The sequence below is a fragment of the Streptomyces sp. NBC_00388 genome, from assembly GCF_036061255.1.
GTDB lineage: Bacteria > Actinomycetota > Actinomycetes > Streptomycetales > Streptomycetaceae > Streptomyces.
On record NZ_CP107948.1, the window covers coordinates 2,661,679 to 2,679,824 of the forward strand.

The window sequence follows — 18,146 nt, forward strand, 5'->3', positions numbered from 1 at the left end:
GTGCCCTTCTTCTCTGTTCTGTGTTTCTGCGCTTGTGGCGCGGTCCTGCGCGTGTTCGGCGCGTGGAACCTCAATGATGGGCCGGTACCGAATCCGTACCGGCGCCGGGCTCGGCTTCTTCCGCACCGGATGCACCGGATGCACCGGAACCGTCCCGCCCGGCCAGCCGCTCCCGCCAGGTGGCGAGCACCGCCGCGTCCGTCGGCTTCGTGGCCAGCGAGACGACGACGTACACGACCAGGGAGCTGAGCAGCCCGTAGTAGATGGGCTCGTTGGCGAGGGCTCCGTACTTCGCCATCAGGCCCAGGACGACGAGTCCGCCCGCGGCCACGGACGCGAGCGCCCCCTGCACCGTGCCGCGCTTCCACAGCAGTCCGCCGAGGATCGGCACCAGCAGGCCGCCGACCAGCAGGTTGTACGCGACGGTGAGCGCCTCGACGACGTTGTTCAGCGCGATGGCGATACAGATGACCAGGACACCCATGGCGAGGATGAAGGCACGGTTGCCGCGCACCTCGTCGTGGTCGTCGCCCCGGGCACTCCCGCCACCGCGTATCCCCCGCAGCCGCGACCAGATGTCGTTGTTGGCGACGGTGGCGCAGGCGATCAGCGCCCCGGACGAGGTGGACATCACCGCGGCCAGCGCGGCGGCGAGCACCAGGCCCCGCACGCCGATGGGCAGTTCGTCCTTCACGATGGTCGCGAAGGCGGAGTCGGCGCTCGGCAGCTTCGGGTACATGACCTTGGCGGCCGTGCCGATGACGGCTCCGGCGACCGCGTACACCAGGCAGTAGGTGCCGGCGACGGTGCCGCCGATGCGGGCGACCTTGTCGCTGCGCGCGGTGAAGACCCGCTGCCAGATGTCCTGTCCGATCAGCATGCCGAAGGTATAGATCAGGACGTACGTGAAGATCGTCTCGCCGCCGACGCCCAGCGGGTCGAAGTACGAGGTGGGCAGCTTGGCCTTCATCTCCGAGAAGCCGCCCGCCTTGACGATCGCGATCGGCAGGAGGAGCAGCAGCACGCCGATCGTCTTGACGACGAACTGCACCATGTCGGTGAGGGTGATCGACCACATGCCGCCGAGCGTCGAGTACGCCACGACGATCGCGCCGCCGATGATGATCGCCACGGTCCTGTTCATGTCGAAGAGGACGTCGAAGATCGTGGCGTAGGCGATCGTCGAGGTGACCGCGAGCATCAGCGTGTACGCCCACATGACGACGCCGGAGATGACCCCGGCCCGGCCGCCGTAGCGCAGGTCGAGCATCTCGGAGACGGTGTAGACCTTCAGCCGGGCGATGCGTCCGGAGAAGAAGATGCTGAGCGCGAGAAGCCCCAGGCCGATGGTGAAGACCATCCAGGCGCCGGAGAGCCCGTACTGGTACCCGAGGCCCACACCGCCGATGGTGGAGGCGCCGCCGAGCACGATCGCGGCCATGGTGCCGGAGTACATGGCGGGGCCCAGCCTGCGGCCCGCCACCAGGAAATCGGACTTGGACTTGGCGCGGCGCATGCCCCACCAGCCCATGGCGAGCATGCCCGCCAGATAGGCCACGATCACTGCGTAGTCGACTGCCATGCGCCCTCCCTCTCTTCCGTCTCTGCCACCTGCGTCCGGCTTGCTGTCGAACGTTGACCCTAGGTGGCCGGAAAGCGACGTTGAAGTGTACGTTCCCTCCACTGCACCCCTCGCCTGATGGATGGAATATCCATGCCGGATCCCGCCGCTCCGCCCACCGCCCCCGTCCAGCTGTCCGCCCTGCTCGCCCGCCCGGACCTCGGGCTGCGCCAGGTCGCCGGCCCGCCGGCCGGGGAGGGCGGCGGGGCCGCGGTGCACTGGGTGCACACCAGCGAGATGGCCGACCCCTATCCCTATCTGCTCGGGGGTGAGCTGCTGCTGACCGCCGGGGTACAGCTCTCCGACGACCCCGGCCGGTACGCGGCACGGATCGTCGCGGCGGGCGGCGCCGCGCTCGGCTTCGGGCTCGCGCCGGTGTACGACACGGTGCCCGAGCAGCTGGTCCGCGCGTGCGACCTGCACGGTCTGCCGCTCGTGGAGGTGCCGACCAGGACACCCTTCACCGCGGTCGCCCGCGCGGTGTGGGGGCTGATGGCCGAGGCCCGCCACCACGAGCTGCGCCGGGTCTCCCAGGCCCAGCAGGGCCTGGCAACGGCGGCGGCCCGCCCGGACCCGGTACCGGCGGTGCTGCGCCAGCTGGCCACCCGGCTGGGCGGCCGGGCAGTACTGCTCACCGCGGACGGCACGGCGCTCCAGGCGGCGGGGCGTGAGCCCGCCCGCGCGGCGGGCGACGCACTGGCGGCGCTCGCCCGGGTCGTACGGCCGGGGGCGCCGGGGACGGGCCCGCACTCCGCTTCCGCGCCCGGGAGCAGCCCGGCAGGCCCCCGCCCCGCGCCCGCGTCCGCCACCGACACGGTGGGCACGGCCCATCTCGCCGCGTACGCGGTGGCAGGCGGCGAGGGGCTCGTACTCGGCGTCGCCACGACCTCACGCGAACCGGGCGACCACACCATCGCCGGAGTGGCCGTCGTACTGCTCTCGCTGCTCACCGCCCCCCGCCAGGGCGCCGACGAGGCGGCGCGCTCCTCGGCCCTGGTCCGGCTGCTGCTCGGCGCCGCACCCGGCGATGTGGCCCCGCTGCTCGGCGCGGGCCCCTGGACGGTGGTGCACGCGCACGGCACGGGGACCCCGCCCGCACTGGGCAGCCCGCTGGTGGACACGGCGTCCGACACCGTACGGATCCTGCTGCCCGCCGACCGCGAGGTCACCCCGCACCCCGGCTGGACGCTCGGCGTGAGCGCCCCCGCCGCCCTGCGGGACCTCCGGGCGGCCGACGCCCAGGCCGGACGGGCCCTTCGCCACGCGGAGGTGACCCGCACCCCGCTGTCCCGGCACGGCACATCGGGCCTCGCCGCCCTCCTCGACCCGGCCGAGGCGGCGGCCCACGCCCGCACCCTCCTGGCCCCGCTCGGCGACCCACCGCCCGCCGCGCTCCTGGAGACCCTGCGTACCTGGCTTTCGCTGCACGGCAGTTGGGACCGTACGGCGGTGGCGCTCGGCATCCACCGCAACACGGTTCGCCAGCGCATCGGCCGCTGCGCGACGCTGCTCGGCTCGGACCTGGACGACATGGACGTACGGACGGAACTCTGGTTCGCGCTGCGGCAGGGGTGACCCTCACACCCCCGACGGGCCCGGGCCGCCCGCAGCACCACACCCGCAGGCATCCAGCCGTGCGCCCCGGCTCCGCGCGATCCGGTGCAGGTCACGCAGCGACTCGGCCAGACGCGCCACCACGTAGCGGAGCTGCACCGAGGTGACCCCTTGGTCGCCGTCCATGTCGGCGGCGTGATCGAGCAGTTCGCCGGCCATGTCGAGCTGCAGGCCCTCGATGTCGTCCGCGTGGCGGGACACATATCCGGTCCCGTCCCCGAAGAGATAGCAGGGCTTTCCTTCCGGGCTGACCCACGGGAGCAGCCTCCCCGCTGCGGACGTCTGGTCGGTCATGTGGCGGCTCCTGTGCGTCGGCGGCTGTGAATCGCGCTGGGTGGCGATCCGCTCACAGCGTGAGACGGGGAGGGCTAGGCTCGCCAGAGGGTGGCTGGTGACGGGGCTTTTGGCGCACGGGAGTCGGAGATGGGCAATCGGTACGGCGAGTGGTTGAAGGCACAGCGAGAGGCAGCGGCGCTGACACAGCAGGAGCTGGCCGACGCGGCGATCATGACCCGCTCGCACATCTCGCACATCGAGGCGGGGCGGCGGATCCCTTCCGAGGATGACGCGCGGCGGCTGGACGGGGCGCTCGGCACCGGGAACGTGCTCAGCAGCTTCCGGCCGCAGGACGACGGTGTTCTCGCGAACTACTTCGGGGCTGCTCGCCACCTGGAACAACAAGCCACCGCGATCCGCGAGTTCGCGCTCTCCTTCATTCCCGGCATCCTCCAGACCGAAGCGTATGCACGGGCCGTACTCGGCATGGCCTTTCCTCCGGTGAGCGACGAGGAGCGTGACAAGGCCGTTGTCGCACGGCTCGACCGCGCACAGATCCTCACCGACCCGAAGTCCCCCGTGGTGTGGGCACTGTTGGACGAGTCGGTCCTGCGCCGCCCCATCGGCGGTCGGAGGGTCATGGCGGAACAGATCGGACACGTCGTCCACCTGGTCGAGGCGGGACGCATCCGCGCTCACGTACTCCCCTTCTCACTGGGCTTTCATCCCCTGCTGGAGAGCATGCTGACGTTGATGTGGTTCGAGGACCAGCCGCCGGTGGCCTACAGCGAGGGGGTTCGCATGGGCAAGCTGCACGACTCCCCGTCCATGGTCGTGGAACTGCAGGGCCGCTACGATCTCGCACTGAGCGACGCACTGCCGCTGAAGGAGTCACTGGCTGTGCTGAGAGCAGCGGCAAAGGACTACGGACACCATGACTGAGCAGGCCATCCCCGACACGACATCGCTGAGCGGCTGGCGGAAGTCGACGTACAGCGGCAGCGAATCGGGCAGCTGCGTAGAGGTCCTGGACAACCACCCATCCGGCGTTCCCGTACGCGACTCCAAGGTGACCCACGGCCCGGCGCTGGTCTTCACCGCGGACCGGTGGGCCTCCTTCATCGGCGCGCTCAAGGACGGAGTCCTGCCCCGCTGACCCTGCGCGGCCCGGCCGTGCTCGGTCAGATGCGCACCGCGGCCTGGAAGCCGCCGATGGTGTTCATCGACTCGTAGCGGACATAGGCGCCCGGGTACGGGGCGTGCAGCACCGTGTTGTTGCCCGCGTAGAGCCCCACGTGCTGCGTGTTGTTGAAGAAGACCAGGTCGCCGGGCTTCAGCTGACTGCGCGCGATGCGGGTGCCCTCGTTGATCTGCGTGAACGTGGTGCGGGTGATCTGGGCACCGGCCTGGGCGTAGGACCACTGGGTCAGGCCCGAGCAGTCGAAGGCATTGGGGCCTGTGGCGCTGCGGACGTACGGCTTGCCCACCCGGGTGGCGGCGGCCTGGAGGGCGGCAGCGCCGAGTGCGGATGCGGGAGCCTCGTGACCGAGTTCGACCCGGTCACCGGCGTCACGGCTGGCGCGCACGTCGTCGTCGCGCATCTTCGCGCGCTCGGCGACGGTCAGGGTGTTGAGCACTCTCCGTGCCTCGGCGAGCTTGCCCTGTTGCGTCTTCTTCCTCTCACCGAGCGTCTTGCGGACGCCCGCGAGGTCGCGCAGTTTGCCCTGGGCCTCCGTGCGCTCCTGCGCGAGGGATCGCTGCTTCTTCTGGATCTTCTCCAGTGACTCGGCCTGTCTGTCCGTCAACTGGCCGAGTGCGGAGGCCCGGTCGAGGAAGCTGTCCGGGTCCGATGAGAGGAAGAGCTGCACCGAGGGGTCGATCCCGCCATCACGGTACTGCGACGCGGCGATCGAACCGAGGCCGGCGCGGAGCGTGTTCAGCTCCTGCTGACCGTGGGCCACCCTGTCCTGCAGCGCGCCGGTCTGCTTCTCCAGCTTCTCCTGCTGCTCCTTGGCCCCGTTGTACTGCTCGGTGGCCACCTCTGCCTCGGCGTAGAGCTTGTCGACCTTCGCCTTCACCTCGCTCTTGGTCGGCTTGGGATCGGCCTGAGCGGCCTGGGAGGACAGGGCCACGGCGGCAGCGGCGGTCGCGGTGAGCACGGTCACGCGGGTACGGCTCGGCTGCTTGGGACGACGGTGGGACGCCACGAAGGCGAGCTCCTTCTTCCTCAGAGCCGCCTACCGGGCTATGGGGGGAAGTGAATCCCCGGCTCCGTGCACATCACGGACTCGGCGGTACCTTCACTGCCACCCCGGTTGGGTGATCAATCGCGCGAAGGTTCGAAGCCCAACCTAGTGACCATCTCGTAACCATTACAATCTTCACAGGAAGAAACCCCTCCCCCGGCGCACTTCTTTACCCACATCACACGCCGTGTAGCGGCGACTTGACGGCCCGTTGCCCGACTTCCGGCCCGGCCTCCACCGCCCCCGCCCCGACGCCGCCCGGCCGTCGCTTACTGGTGGTCGACCGGCGGGCAGTAGCCGGTGTTCTCACCGATCGTGTTGATCTCGGCATTGGAACGGGAGTCAGCGGCGTAGTCGATCTGGTTGGTGCAGCTGGTCCCGGACTTCTTGGGCGTGCCTGCGGGCTTGACCTGCCTCTCCGGAGCCGGGCAGTGGCCGGTGTTCTCGCCGATCGTGTTGATCTCGGCATTGGAACGGGGATCGCCGGCGTAATTGATCTGGTTGGTGCAGCTGGTCCCGGACTCCTTGGGAGTGGCTGCGGGCTCGGCCTGCTTCTCCGGAGCCGGGCAGTGGCCGGTGTTCTCGCCGATCGTGTTGATCTCGGCATTGGAACGGGAGTCACCGGCGTAATTGATCCGGTTGGTGCAGCTCACCCCCGCCTTCGCGGAGGTGCCCGACGTCGAGCCTTCGGCGGACTTGGCGGTGGAATCCGAGGACTGCGCACCTGACGAGGCGGAGGACGAGGAGGACGAGCCGGTCCGGGAAGACGAGGCCGCGTCGCCGCCGTTGTTGTCACAGGCCGTGAGCGCCAGGCCGGCAGCCACAGCGGCAAGGGCGAATATCGAGATCTTCTTCTTCCGAACGAGCATCAGTCTCTCCTCAATGGGTTCCTGCCCTGCCGGGCAGGCCTTCCGACCAGCCGGGACATCGGCCGAGCGGCCGGCGTCCCCAGGTCTCTTGCCGTGGTTCTGTGAGGTGTGATGCCGGGGTGATCCCGGAAGTTCTTGACCTGATCGCTGTATGACAAGACCGTGACATCCGGCCGGGGAACCCGTGGCGCGGGTCGCATCCGTGGGCTCCACCAGGGGTCCGCCACCCCGCGCCGGGCCCGCGCGGCCACAGGTGGCCAGGCTCACCCTGGACAGTCCCGGTGACCTCCCGGTAACTTCGACTGAGCAAGCGCTTAGCAGGAGCGGCCGACCGGGCCGACCAGACCCCGGGGCCCCGCCAGAACCGCAGAGGAGCCTTCCGTGCGCCGTACCGTTTACAACGAGGACCACGAGGCGTTCCGGGACACCATCCGGGCCTTCATCGAGGCCGAGGTCGTTCCCGTGTACGACGAGTGGCTGGCGGCCGGCCAGGCGCCGCGCGAGTTCTACTACAAGCTCGGCGAGCTGGGGATCTTCGGCATCGAGGTGCCCGAGGAGTTCGGCGGCGCCGGCGAGGAGTCCTTCAAGTTCCAGGCGATCATCTCCGAGGAGTGCGCCCGCGCCGGTGTCTCCTTCGGCGGTTCCGGCGTGCATGTCGCGCTCTGCCTGCCGTACCTGAAGGCGTACGCCACCGACGAGCAGAAGAAGCGCTGGCTCCCCGACTTCGTCAGCGGCGCCTCGATGTACGCCATCGCCATGACCGAGCCGGGCACCGGCTCCGACCTGGCCGGGATGAAGACCACGGCCAGGCTCTCCGATGACGGCACGCACTACGTGCTCAACGGCGCCAAGACCTTCATCACCGGCGGTGTGCACGCCGACCGCGTGATCGTCTGCGCACGTACGGCCGCCCCGACCCCCGAGGACCGGCGGCACGGCATATCGCTGCTCGTCGTGGACACCAAGTCCGAGGGGTACGCGGTCGGCCGCAAGCTCGACAAACTCGGCCTGAAGACCTCGGACACCGCCGAGCTCTCCTTCACCGACGTGAAGGTCCCGGTCGGTGACCTGCTCGGCGAGGAGAACAAGGGCTTCTCCTACCTCGGCCAGAACCTCCCGCAGGAGCGTCTGGGCATCGCGGTGGGCGCGTACGCGCAGGCCGCAGCCGCCGTACGGTTCGCGCAGGAGTACGTCCAGGACCGCACGGTCTTCGGCAAGACCGTCGCGTCCTTCCAGAACACCAAGTTCGAACTGGCCGCCTGCAAGGCCGAGGTGGACGCGGCCGAGGCGGTCTGCGACCGCGCCCTGGAGGCCCACGACCTGGGCGAGCTGTCGGCGGCCGAGGCGGCGTCCGCGAAGCTCTTCACCACCGAGGTCGCCCACCGCGTGATCGACAAGTGCCTCCAGCTGCACGGTGGCTACGGCTACATGAACGAGTACCCGATCGCGCGCCTGTACGCGGACAACCGGGTCAACCGGATCTACGGCGGCACCAGCGAGGTCATGAAGATGATCATCGCGAAGAGCATGGGCCTGTAGGGACGCCCGGGGCATCCAGGACACCCAGAGATACACCGCAGAGAGACCTTGTAGAAATAGCCTCATGAACCAGGCACTTGAGTCCCTGCTCGATCTGCTCGACCTTGAGCGGATCGAGCAGGACATCTTCCGCGGTCTGAGCCGCTCCGCCGTCGTACCGCGCGTCTTCGGCGGCCAGGTCGCCGCGCAGGCCCTGGTCGCCGCCGGGCGCACCGTACCCGGCGAGCGGACGGCGCACTCGCTGCACGCGTATTTCCTGCGCCCCGGCGATCCGGGCGCGCCGATCGTGTACACGGTCGACCGCATCCGCGACGGCCGCTCCTTCACCACCCGCCGGGTCGTCGCCGTCCAGCACGGGCAGCCGATCTTCCATCTCTCGGCGTCCTTCCAGACGTACGAGGAGGGGCTCGACCACCAGACGGCCATGCCGGAAGCGCCCGATCCGGAGACGCTGCCGACGGCGGCCGAGATGCTGCCCCGGTACGCGGACCGCTTCCTTGAGCCCGGGGTCGTGGACCGGCTGATCGAGGCCCGCGCGGCGGTCGATCTGCGGTACGTGGACGCCCCGCCGTTCGGCAGCGTCGGCACCCCGCGCGAGCCGCGCTCGCAGGTCTGGTTCCGCACGAACGGCAAGCTCGCGGACGACCCGCTGCTGCACGTCTGCCTGGCGACCTACGTCTCGGACATGACGCTGCTCGACTCGGTGCTGCTGGCACACGGGCGGGGCGGCTGGGCGGTCGGCGACGTGGTCGGCGCGAGCCTCGACCACGCGATGTGGTTCCACCGCCCGTTCCGGGCCGACGAGTGGCTGCTGTACGACCAGGAGTCCCCGTCCTCGTCCGGCGGCCGCGGCCTCGGCCAGGCCAGGATCTACACCCAGGACGGGCAGTTGGCGGTCACCGTGATCCAGGAGGGCGTGATCCGGGTTCCGCGGTGAGGAGGGGCGGCGCGGGCCGCCCCCGCTCCATCTGCCCTCCGGTACGCGCGGCGACACGGCGCGTCCCAGCAGGTCTGTCACTGACCATGAATCCGTCGATGCCCCGCTGTAGCGTGCCAGGAGCGTTCTTCAGCGGGCTGGGTGGTGACCTGCCCATACCGTGGGGATTCGGCCTGACCACGGACTTGCCTGTTCGAGTTGTCCGGCGAGGCGGAAGAGCCGGCCTTCGAGGCCGTATCCGGTGGCGAACTGCATACCGACCGGGAGCCCCGTCCCGGCGTCGGCCGTCACGGGGACGGACATGGCGGGCGTGCCTGCCACGTTGAACGGCATGGTGAACGGTGACAGGTCGTTGATGCGCTCGATCCAGCCGAGGCCGTCCAGTGTCTCCGCACCCTCCGTATGAGTGCCCAGAGACACGGGAGGCTCCGGCAGGGTCGGCGTGAGGAGGATGTCGTACGCGTCGAAGTACCGCGCCAGGCCTCGGGCCACCCGGTTCCGCATCGCGAGAGCGGTGAGGAACTGCGCGCCGCCGACCCGCTGCCCGTAGTGGTAACCGGCGAGGGTCGCCGGCTCCAGGGTCGAGGAATCGACGGGACGGCCGGAGGCGGCGGCCAGCCCGTCGACCAGGGTGGTGAGGTTCACCGTCATGAGCCGGGCGTTGGCCAGGACGAATTCCTCCCAGTCGATGCCGAGGTCGACCTCTGCCTCGTTCACCTGGTGGCCGAGGGATTCGAGCAACCGCACGGTGCGGGAGAGGGCGTCGGTCACCGGTGCCGTAGTACGGCGTCCGCCCCACGCCTGGGTGAGGACACCGATTCGCAACGAGCCGGGATGACGGGTGACTTCCTCCGCGTACGGCCGTGACGGCTGCTGGGCGAAGTAGGGATCTCCCGATTCCGGGCCGCGTATCTGGTCGAGCAGTACCGCACTGTCGCGTACGGTGCGGCTGACGCTGCCGTGCACGGCCAGGCCGCTGAAGACCTCGTCGACGTCGGGCCCCATGGATACCCGGCCACGGGTGGGCTTGATCCCGAAGAGGCCGTTGTAGGCGGCGGGGATACGGAGCGATCCGGCGGCGTCGGTGCCATGGGCGACCGGAACCACCCCGGCGGCGACAGCGGCGGCCGCGCCTCCACTGGATCCGCCCGCGCTGCGCTCCACATCCCACGGGTTACGGGTCGCGCCGTACAACGCTGATTCCGTCGAGATGCCATAGGCCATCTCGGGTGTCGCGGTGCGCCCGAACGTCACGAGGCCCGCGCGCCGGAAGCGCCGCATCAGCGAGGAGTCGGCGCCGACGACGTTACCGGCCGCCAGCCGGCTTCCCAGCTCCATCCGCCTCCCGGCCATGGCCACCGCGATGTCTTTGATCAGAAAAGGGACGCCGGCCAGTGGTGCGCTGCCAGGGACAGGCTCGTCGTCGGTCAGCCAGGTCTCCACGACGGCGTTGATCTGCGGATCAACTGCCTGCACAGCCTCGCGCGCAGCTGCCTCCAGCTCGGCGGGGAGTACCTCGCCCTTGGCCACCAGCTCCGCCAGCCCGACTGCGTCGAAGCCCACGTACTCAGAAACTCTCACTGCCACTCCCCGACAAGAACGATACCTTCGAGTACCGAACGATACCCTACGGTATCGATAGAGCCGGACTGGTACCGTGAGGGAGGTGGTGAACCGCACGAGCGACCGGAGTGACGGAGCAGTCATGGCATCGACCCTCAGAAGGCCAAGCAGAGTGGCGAAGCTGCCGCCTCGTGAGCGCATTCTCGACGCGGCCGAAGAGCTCTTCCAGAGGGAAGGGATCCGGCAGGTGGGGGTCCAGGCGATCGCCGACAAGGCCGAGACCACCAAGATGGCGATCTACCGGCACTTCGAGACCAAGGACGCGCTGGTCGCGGAGTGGCTGCGGATCGTCGCCGCGGACTATCAGGCGGCCTTCGACCGCGTGGAAACCGAATACCCCGACCGGCCCGAGGAGCAGATTCTGGGCCTGGCCCGCTTCATCGCCGAGGGGCTGCCGGCGATCTCGTACAGGGGCTGCCCGTTCATCAACTCCCTCGCCGAGCTGCCCGACCGCCTTCACCCGGCACGGCAAGTGGTCGAGGACCACAAGGCCCACCAGACCCGCCGACTGATCGACATGTGCACCCGAGCCCGGATGCCCGACCCCGGACAGGCCGCGGCGGAGATCACCTTCGTACTCGAAGGGGCGCAGGTCAGCACACAGAACGGAAGCATCGATCAGACGGGAGACCGCCTGATGAAGATCGTCGAGGGAATCGTGGACCGGCACCGCTCCCACCTCGGCGCATACGGGGCGGCTGGCTGACCGCCCGCGCCCCCCGCTGAACGTGGGCATGCGAGTGTGACCTGGCGCGCTCGCCCATGCCCTGATCAAGTCAGCAGAGAGCGCCTCTGACCTGCAAAGATGGGACTTGCCCAGGGTCCTGTCGGTTACGCGGGAAGAAGCACTTCCCAGGTGAAGAAGCGCATGGGGTCGTACCCGCGTGGCCGCGCAGAGGGCGGCAGCCGCGGGGTGGCCTCACGGGCCGGGGGCGTGCTGCTGGTCGAGACCGTCCGCAAGGCCGGCTTGGGCACGGCGATATCAGCGGCGCCGGCGCCGTGGCGGAAGGCTCGGGCGGTGCACGATCCGGGCAAGATCCTGCTGGACGTCGCCCTGGCGGTCGCGCTGGGCCCCAGAGCCCCGGCGGACCGGCGACACGCGTTTCGGAGGCAGGCACGCCCCGCCATCCCTTCCGCCCGCCCGGCTCCGTCAGCCGCCCAGCCCCGCCGCGTCCAGCAGGTACGCCGTCATCGGGTCGTAGAAGCGCGGGTCCATGACGTGGTCGTCGAGGGGGACGGTCACCGTGAGTGTTCCCTCGGCCTCGGCCAGGAACAGTGCCGGGTCGTTGCAGTCCGCGTAGCCGATCGAGTCGAGGCCCCGCTGGCCCGCGCAGCCGGCCCAGCCGTGGTCGGCGACGACCAGGTCGGGCAGCGGCCTGCCCGCCCGCTCCAGGCCGTCCAGGATGGCCCGCATCGGCTCGGGTGAGTGGGTGTGCCAGAGGGTCGCGCCGCGCTCCAGCATCGCGACGTCGGCGAACTGGTGGACCATGCCCTCGTCGGCACTGAGACCGCCCGGAATCCGTACGATCTCGCAGCCCGCCGCACGCAGCGCGTCGGCGGTGGCCCGGTGCACGTCGAGCAGCCCGCCGGGGTGCCCGGTGGCGAAGAGCACCCTCTCCCCGCTCTCGGCGGCCTTGCGCAGCCGGGCGGCCATCCGGTCCAGGGCGTCGACCGTCAGCTCCGGGTCGATGGTGTCCTGGCCGTGCCGGTGCTCCGGGTCGTCGTTCACGCCGCAGCGCTCGGCCATCACGGCGAGCACGTCCTGCTCGTCGGCCCAGCGGTCACCGAGTTCCAGCCCCAGCCAGTAGTGCCGGTCGCCGTTGGAGAGCTTGCGGTAGTGGGAGAGGTTGTTGTCGCGGGGCGTGGCGACGTTTCCCGCGATCCTGGTGCGTACGAGGTGGTCGACGAGTTCGGCGCGGCTGGGTATCGGCATGAGCCCATTGTGCCGCCAGGCACTGTCCCCGTCAGTCCGGTACCGGCGAAGGCGGGCGCCGCACAGGCCCCGCACAGCACTCGGCGGGCACGGTCCGTCACCGGCGCGCGGCCCCTGCGGGACCCGGCCGCCCATCGGCGGGTACCCGCCGCTGCTCCCGGCCGGCCGGCGCTGCCGTGACCGGCGCGTGTCGCTGCGGGGCTCAGCCGGCCGCCGACGGCGCCGCCGGCTCCCGGTCCAGCGCCTCGAACGCTCCGTGCGCGAGGCGGCGCAGCAGGGCCCCGGTCACGGTCCGGCCGGGAAGCCCGCCGGTGCCCAGGTGCGGGGTGGAGTTCAGCAGGCCGAAGACGGCGTGCACGGCTGCGCGGGCCTCCTGCTCCGGGGTGTGCGGGTACAGCTCGCGCACCACGGTGACCCACAGTTCGACGTACTGCCGCTGGAGCCTGCGGACCGCCTTGCGGTCGCTGTCGCGCAGCCGGTCCAGCTCCCGGTCGTGGACGGTGATCAGCGGGCGGTCGTCGAGCGCGAAGTCGATGTGCCCGTCGATCAGCGAGGCGAGGACCGCCGCCGGGCCGCCCACAGCCTGCTCCGACCGCATCCTGCCGCCGTCGAGCAGCCGCTCGCTGATCCCGACGAGCAGCTCGGCGAGCATCGCGTCCTTGCCCGCGAAGTGGCGGTAGAGACCGGGGCCGCTGATCCCTACCGCTGCGCCTATCTCGTCGACGCCGACGCCGTGGAAGCCGCGCTCGGCGAAGAGGCGCGCCGCCTCCTTGAGGATCTGCTCGCGCCGCGTGGGGGCGTCCGTCCTGGTGCTCATGGCCCCATTCTAGACAGCGGGGTTAGCGAGCGTTAACCTGGCCGCAGGTGTTAACGATCACTAACCGCCCCGACCGGGCAGGGATGGTCGGGAACCACATCAGCGCAGAGCAGAAGAGCAGAGGGGGCCCGACCGATGCAGCAGGCACCAGTCCTGACGAGCGCGGCCGATCCCGCTTCGGAGGCCTGGCGGGCCAACGAGGCGGCGCACGGAGTGCTCGCCACCGAGCTGCGGACCAGGCTGGCAGCCGCGCGCCTCGGTGGCGGCGAGAGGTCGCGGGCCCGCCATGTGGCGCGCGGCAAGCTGCTGCCGCGCGACCGCGTGGACACCCTGCTGGACCCGGGCTCGCCCTTCCTGGAGCTGGCGCCGCTGGCCGCGGACGGCATGTACGGGGGATCGGCGCCGGCCGCCGGCGTCATCGCCGGGATCGGCCGGGTGAGCGGCCGCGAGGTGGTCGTGGTCGCCAATGACGCCACGGTCAAGGGCGGCACGTACTACCCGATGACCGTGAAGAAGCACCTGCGCGCCCAGGAGGTGGCCCTGGAGAACCGGCTGCCCTGCGTCTATCTGGTCGACTCGGGCGGTGCCTTCCTGCCGATGCAGGACGAGGTCTTCCCCGACCGCGACCACTTCGGCCGGATCTTCTACAACCAGGCACGGATGTCCGGCGCGGGCATCCCGCAGATCGCAGCGGTCCTCGGCTCCTGCACGGCGGGCGGCGCCTACGTCCCGGCGATGAGCGACGAAGCGGTGATCGTCCGGAACCAGGGCACGATCTTCCTCGGCGGCCCGCCGCTGGTGAAGGCCGCGACCGGCGAGGTCGTCACGGCCGAGGAGCTGGGCGGCGGCGAGGTGCACTCGCGGATCTCCGGGGTCACCGACCACCTCGCGGAGGACGACGCGCACGCGCTGCGCATCGTCAGGACCATCGTCTCCACGCTCCCCGAGCGCACCCCGCTCCCCTGGCCGGTGGAGCCGGTGGAGGAGCCGAAGGTGGACCCGGCCGGGCTCTACGGCGCGGTGCCGGTCGACTCCCGTACGCCCTACGACGTCCGCGAGGTGATCGCGCGCATCACGGACGGTTCGCGGTTCGCCGAGTTCAAGGCGGAGTTCGGGACCACGCTGATCACCGGCTTCGCCCGGATCCACGGCCATCCCGTCGGCATCGTCGCCAACAACGGCATTCTCTTCTCGGAATCCGCCCAGAAGGGCGCGCACTTCATCGAGCTGTGCGACCAGCGGGGCATTCCGCTGCTCTTCCTCCAGAACATCTCGGGATTCATGGTCGGCCGGGACTACGAGGCGGGCGGCATCGCCAAGCACGGCGCCAAGATGGTCACGGCGGTGGCCTGCACCCGGGTCCCCAAGCTGACGGTGGTCGTCGGCGGGTCGTACGGCGCGGGGAACTACTCGATGTGCGGCCGGGCGTACTCGCCGCGCTTCCTGTGGATGTGGCCGAACGCCAAGATCTCGGTCATGGGCGGTGAGCAGGCGGCCTCCGTCCTGGCCACGGTCAAGCGCGACCAGCTGGGCGACGACTGGAGCGCGGAGGACGAGGAGGCCTTCAAGGCCCCGGTCCGCGCGCAGTACGAGGAGCAGGGCAACGCGTACTACGCGACGGCCAGGCTCTGGGACGACGGCGTGATCGACCCGCTGGAGACCCGGCGCGTCGTCGGCCTCGCGCTGACGGCCTGCGCCAATGCCCCGCTGGCCCAGAAGGACCGGGCAACGCCCGGCTACGGCGTCTTCCGGATGTGATGAGGGTGGAAATGTTCGACAGCGTTCTGATCGCCAACCGGGGCGAGATCGCCGTGCGCGTCATCCGTACGCTGCGGGAACTGGGCATCCGCTCGGTCGCCGTCTTCAGCGACGCGGACGCGGACGCCCGGCATGTACGGGAGGCGGACACCGCGGTCCGGCTCGGTCCCGCGCCCGCAGCCGAGAGCTACCTGTCGGTGGAGCGGCTCCTCGACGCGGCGGCGCGGTCCGGCGCGCAGGCGGTGCATCCCGGGTACGGGTTCCTCGCCGAGAACGCGGACTTCGCGCAGGCGTGCGCCGACGCGGGCCTGGTCTTCATCGGGCCGCCCGCCCCGGCGATCTCGCTGATGGGCGACAAGATCCGCGCCAAGGCGACCGTGCGGGCCGCCGGGGTCCCGGTGGTCCCCGGATCGTCGGGCAGCGGCCTCTCCGACGGCGAACTGGCCGCTTCCGCGCGGGAGATCGGGATGCCGGTGCTGCTGAAGCCATCGGCGGGCGGCGGCGGAAAGGGCATGCACCTGGTCCGCGACGAGGCGCTGCTCGCCGACGAGATCGCGTCGGCCCGGCGGGAAGCGCGGTCCTCCTTCGGTGACGACACCCTGCTGGTCGAGCGGTGGATCGACCGTCCGCGCCACATCGAGATCCAGGTCCTCGCGGACGCCCACGGGAACGTGGTGCACCTGGGTGAGCGCGAGTGCTCCCTGCAGCGCCGCCACCAGAAGATCATCGAGGAGGCGCCGTCGGTCCTGCTCGACGAGGCGACCCGGGCGGCGATGGGCGAGGCCGCGGTCCAGGCCGCGCGCAGCTGCGGATACACGGGCGCGGGCACGGTGGAGTTCATCGTGCCCGGCGGCGACCCGTCCTCGTACTACTTCATGGAGATGAACACCCGCCTCCAGGTCGAGCACCCGGTGACCGAGCTGATCACCGGTCTCGACCTGGTGGAGTGGCAGCTGCGGGTCGCCGCGGGTGAGCGACTGCCGTACGAACAGAAGGACATCACGCTCACCGGGCACGCCGTCGAGGCGCGGATCTGCGCGGAGGACCCCTCCCGCGGGTTCCTGCCGTCCGGCGGCACGGTGCTGGCGCTGCGCGAGCCGCAGGGCCACGGGGTAAGGACCGACTCGGGCCTCAGCGAGGGCGTGGAGGTCGGCAGCCGCTACGACCCGATGCTGTCGAAGGTCATCGCGTACGGCCCCGACCGCGCGACGGCGCTGCGCCGGCTGCGTGCGGCGCTGGCCGGCACGGTCACCCTGGGCGTCCCGACCAACGCGGGGTTCCTGCGGCGGCTGCTCGCGCACCCCGCGGTGGTCGCGGGCGAGCTGGACACCGGCCTGGTGGAGCGGGAGGCGGACAGCCTGGTGCCCGACACGGTGCCACCCGAGGTCTACACGGCGGCAGCCGCGGTACGGACGGCCGGTCTCACCGCGGAGCCGGACGCCGCCGGCTGGACCGACCCCTTCTCGGTGCCGGACGGCTGGCGGCTGGGCGGCGCCCCGCTGCCGGTGACACGGTGGCTGCAGATCCCCGGACACGAGGCGGTGCTGACCGGGGGCGCGGGCCGGGTCGCGGCGGACACGGTCTCGGTCACCGTCGACGGGACCGTGCACACCTTCCACCGCGCCGGTGACTGGCTCGGCAGGGACGGTGACGCCTGGCACGTCCAGGACCACGACCCCGTACAGACCACGCTGGACGCGGCGGCCGGCCGGGGCGGCGCGGGGTCGCTCACCGCCCCCATGCCGGGCACGGTGACCGTCGTCAAGGTCGCCACCGGGGACGAAGTGGTCGCGGGTCAGGGCCTCCTGGTGGTCGAGGCGATGAAGATGGAACACCTGATCACCGCCCCGCACGCGGGCACCGTCACCGAGCTGGACGTCGTCCCCGGCGCGACGGTCGCGATGGACCAGGTGCTGGCCGTCGTCACCCCGGCGGAGATCCCGGCCGGTATCCCGCAGGAGGACTCATGACCGACGGACTGCCCATGCCCGTACCGGCGGAGGGGCTCCCGGCCCGGGTCCGTATCCACGAGGTCGGGGCCCGCGACGGGCTGCAGAACGAGAAGACGGTCGTACCCACCGAGGTGAAGGCGGAGTTCATCCACCGCCTGGCCGGCGCGGGCCTGACCACCATCGAGGCGACCAGCTTCGTGCACCCGAAGTGGGTGCCCCAACTGGCCGATGCCGAGAGCCTGTTCCCGCAGCTCGCCGACCTCGCGGACGGGGTGGACCTGCCGGTCCTGGTGCCGAACGACCGCGGCCTGGCACGCGCCATGGAGCTGGGCGCCCGCCGGATCGCTGTCTTCGGCAGCGCGACGGAGACGTTCGCCAAGGCCAATCTGAACCGCACCGTGGACGAGTCGCTCGCCATGTTCGAGCCGGTCGTCGCCAGGGCACGCGCCGCCGGGGTGCATGTGCGCGGCTACCTCTCGATGTGCTTCGGCGACCCGTGGGAGGGCGCGGTCCCGGTCGCCCAGGTGGTCGCGGTCGCACGGCGGCTGAGGGATCTCGGCTGCGACGAGCTGAGCCTCGGCGACACGATCGGGGTGGCGACACCCGGCCATGTGCGGGCGCTGCTCACCGGGCTCGGCGAGGCAGGGGTCCCCACGGACTCGCTCGGCGTCCACTTCCACGACACCTACGGCCAGGCACTCTCCAACACACTGGCCGCCCTCCAGCACGGCGTGACCACGGTGGACGCGTCGGCGGGCGGGCTCGGCGGCTGCCCGTACGCGAAGTCCGCCACCGGCAATCTCGCCACCGAAGACCTCGTCTGGATGCTCGAAGGACTCGGCATCGAGACCGGGGTCGACCTCGGCCGCCTCACCGCCACCAGCGTGTGGATGGCCGGACAACTGGGCCGGCCCAGCCCGTCCCGCACCGTACGCGCCCTCTCCCACCAGGAGCAGTAACG

16 protein-coding genes and 1 pseudogene are annotated in these 18,146 nt (G+C 70.8%); 10 read left to right on the forward strand and 7 right to left on the reverse strand.

Annotation, left to right across the window (positions count from 1 at the left end; genetic code table 11):
- Positions 1 to 70: 70 nt before the first annotated feature.
- Positions 71 to 1,582: a sodium:solute symporter gene (locus OG917_RS12020; RefSeq protein WP_328317565.1), complete on the reverse strand. Its 1,512-nt coding sequence runs from the start codon at positions 1,580 to 1,582 to the stop codon at positions 71 to 73.
- A 132-nt stretch (positions 1,583 to 1,714) separates the two neighbouring features.
- Between OG917_RS12020 and OG917_RS12025 the strand changes: the two genes are divergently transcribed.
- The gene (locus OG917_RS12025) at positions 1,715 to 3,196 is read left to right on the forward strand and encodes a PucR family transcriptional regulator (protein WP_328317566.1); all 1,482 of its coding nucleotides are present in this window, start codon (positions 1,715 to 1,717) and stop codon (positions 3,194 to 3,196) included.
- Positions 3,197 to 3,199: 3 nt separating this feature from the next.
- On the opposite strand, the gene OG917_RS12030 is transcribed toward OG917_RS12025, so the two are convergent.
- On the reverse strand, positions 3,200 to 3,529 hold the full coding sequence (locus OG917_RS12030; protein ID WP_328317567.1) for a hypothetical protein: 330 nt from the start codon (positions 3,527 to 3,529) through the stop codon (positions 3,200 to 3,202).
- Between the two features lie 129 nt (positions 3,530 to 3,658).
- Here OG917_RS12030 and OG917_RS12035 point away from each other — a divergent pair, with 129 nt between their 5' ends.
- Positions 3,659 to 4,453, forward strand: coding sequence for a helix-turn-helix domain-containing protein (locus OG917_RS12035; protein WP_328317568.1), 795 nt, complete (start codon positions 3,659 to 3,661; stop codon positions 4,451 to 4,453).
- Positions 4,446 to 4,667, forward strand: coding sequence for a DUF397 domain-containing protein (locus OG917_RS12040; RefSeq protein ID WP_328317569.1), 222 nt, complete (start codon positions 4,446 to 4,448; stop codon positions 4,665 to 4,667). The genes OG917_RS12035 and OG917_RS12040 overlap by 8 nt, the downstream gene beginning before the upstream one ends.
- 25 nt (positions 4,668 to 4,692) lie before the next feature.
- Here the strand turns inward: OG917_RS12040 and OG917_RS12045 are convergent, their stop codons facing one another.
- Together OG917_RS12045 and OG917_RS12050 are read right to left on the reverse strand one after the other, a co-directional pair.
- Positions 4,693 to 5,718 (reverse strand): C40 family peptidase, encoded by a 1,026-nt coding sequence (locus OG917_RS12045; RefSeq protein WP_328317570.1) that lies wholly within the window; start codon positions 5,716 to 5,718, stop codon positions 4,693 to 4,695.
- Between the two features lie 308 nt (positions 5,719 to 6,026).
- A complete protein-coding gene (locus tag OG917_RS12050) occupies positions 6,027 to 6,626 on the reverse strand; it encodes a hypothetical protein (RefSeq protein ID WP_328317571.1) in 600 nt (199 codons plus the stop codon).
- 381 nt (positions 6,627 to 7,007) lie between these two features.
- Between OG917_RS12050 and OG917_RS12055 the strand changes: the two genes are divergently transcribed.
- The gene (locus tag OG917_RS12055; RefSeq protein WP_328317572.1) at positions 7,008 to 8,165 is read left to right on the forward strand and encodes an acyl-CoA dehydrogenase family protein; all 1,158 of its coding nucleotides are present in this window, start codon (positions 7,008 to 7,010) and stop codon (positions 8,163 to 8,165) included.
- A 64-nt stretch (positions 8,166 to 8,229) separates the two neighbouring features.
- Positions 8,230 to 9,102 (forward strand): acyl-CoA thioesterase, encoded by an 873-nt coding sequence (locus OG917_RS12060; RefSeq protein WP_328317573.1) that lies wholly within the window; start codon positions 8,230 to 8,232, stop codon positions 9,100 to 9,102.
- Between the two features lie 129 nt (positions 9,103 to 9,231).
- Here the strand turns inward: OG917_RS12060 and OG917_RS12065 are convergent, their stop codons facing one another.
- Positions 9,232 to 10,683, reverse strand: coding sequence for an amidase (locus OG917_RS12065; RefSeq protein ID WP_328317574.1), 1,452 nt, complete (start codon positions 10,681 to 10,683; stop codon positions 9,232 to 9,234).
- A gap of 124 nt (positions 10,684 to 10,807) precedes the next feature.
- On the opposite strand from OG917_RS12065, the gene OG917_RS12070 reads away from it, so the two are divergent.
- Both OG917_RS12070 and OG917_RS12075 read left to right on the forward strand, forming a co-directional pair.
- Entirely contained in the window at positions 10,808 to 11,431 is a 624-nt protein-coding gene (locus OG917_RS12070) for a TetR/AcrR family transcriptional regulator (protein WP_328317575.1), read from the forward strand.
- A 150-nt stretch (positions 11,432 to 11,581) separates the two neighbouring features.
- A pseudogene (locus OG917_RS12075) lies at positions 11,582 to 11,815 on the forward strand (IS1380 family transposase); the annotation flags it as partial.
- A 60-nt stretch (positions 11,816 to 11,875) separates the two neighbouring features.
- Here OG917_RS12075 and OG917_RS12080 read toward each other — a convergent pair.
- Complete coding sequence (locus OG917_RS12080; protein WP_328317576.1) at positions 11,876 to 12,658, reverse strand: phosphatase; 783 nt, start codon at positions 12,656 to 12,658, stop codon at positions 11,876 to 11,878.
- 202 nt (positions 12,659 to 12,860) lie between these two features.
- Positions 12,861 to 13,475 (reverse strand): SACE_7040 family transcriptional regulator, encoded by a 615-nt coding sequence (locus tag OG917_RS12085; RefSeq protein ID WP_328317577.1) that lies wholly within the window; start codon positions 13,473 to 13,475, stop codon positions 12,861 to 12,863.
- Positions 13,476 to 13,610: 135 nt separating this feature from the next.
- Here OG917_RS12085 and OG917_RS12090 point away from each other — a divergent pair, with 135 nt between their 5' ends.
- From OG917_RS12090 to OG917_RS12100, 3 genes are read left to right on the forward strand one after another with little or no spacing between them, the layout of a single operon-like run.
- Positions 13,611 to 15,233, forward strand: a complete 1,623-nt coding sequence (locus tag OG917_RS12090) for a carboxyl transferase domain-containing protein (protein ID WP_328317578.1) — start codon at positions 13,611 to 13,613, stop codon at positions 15,231 to 15,233.
- A gap of 11 nt (positions 15,234 to 15,244) precedes the next feature.
- Positions 15,245 to 17,203, forward strand: coding sequence for an acetyl/propionyl/methylcrotonyl-CoA carboxylase subunit alpha (locus OG917_RS12095; RefSeq protein WP_328317579.1), 1,959 nt, complete (start codon positions 15,245 to 15,247; stop codon positions 17,201 to 17,203).
- Positions 17,200 to 18,144, forward strand: a complete 945-nt coding sequence (locus OG917_RS12100; RefSeq protein WP_328317580.1) for a hydroxymethylglutaryl-CoA lyase — start codon at positions 17,200 to 17,202, stop codon at positions 18,142 to 18,144. The genes OG917_RS12095 and OG917_RS12100 overlap by 4 nt, the downstream gene beginning before the upstream one ends.
- Positions 18,145 to 18,146 lie beyond the last annotated feature (2 nt).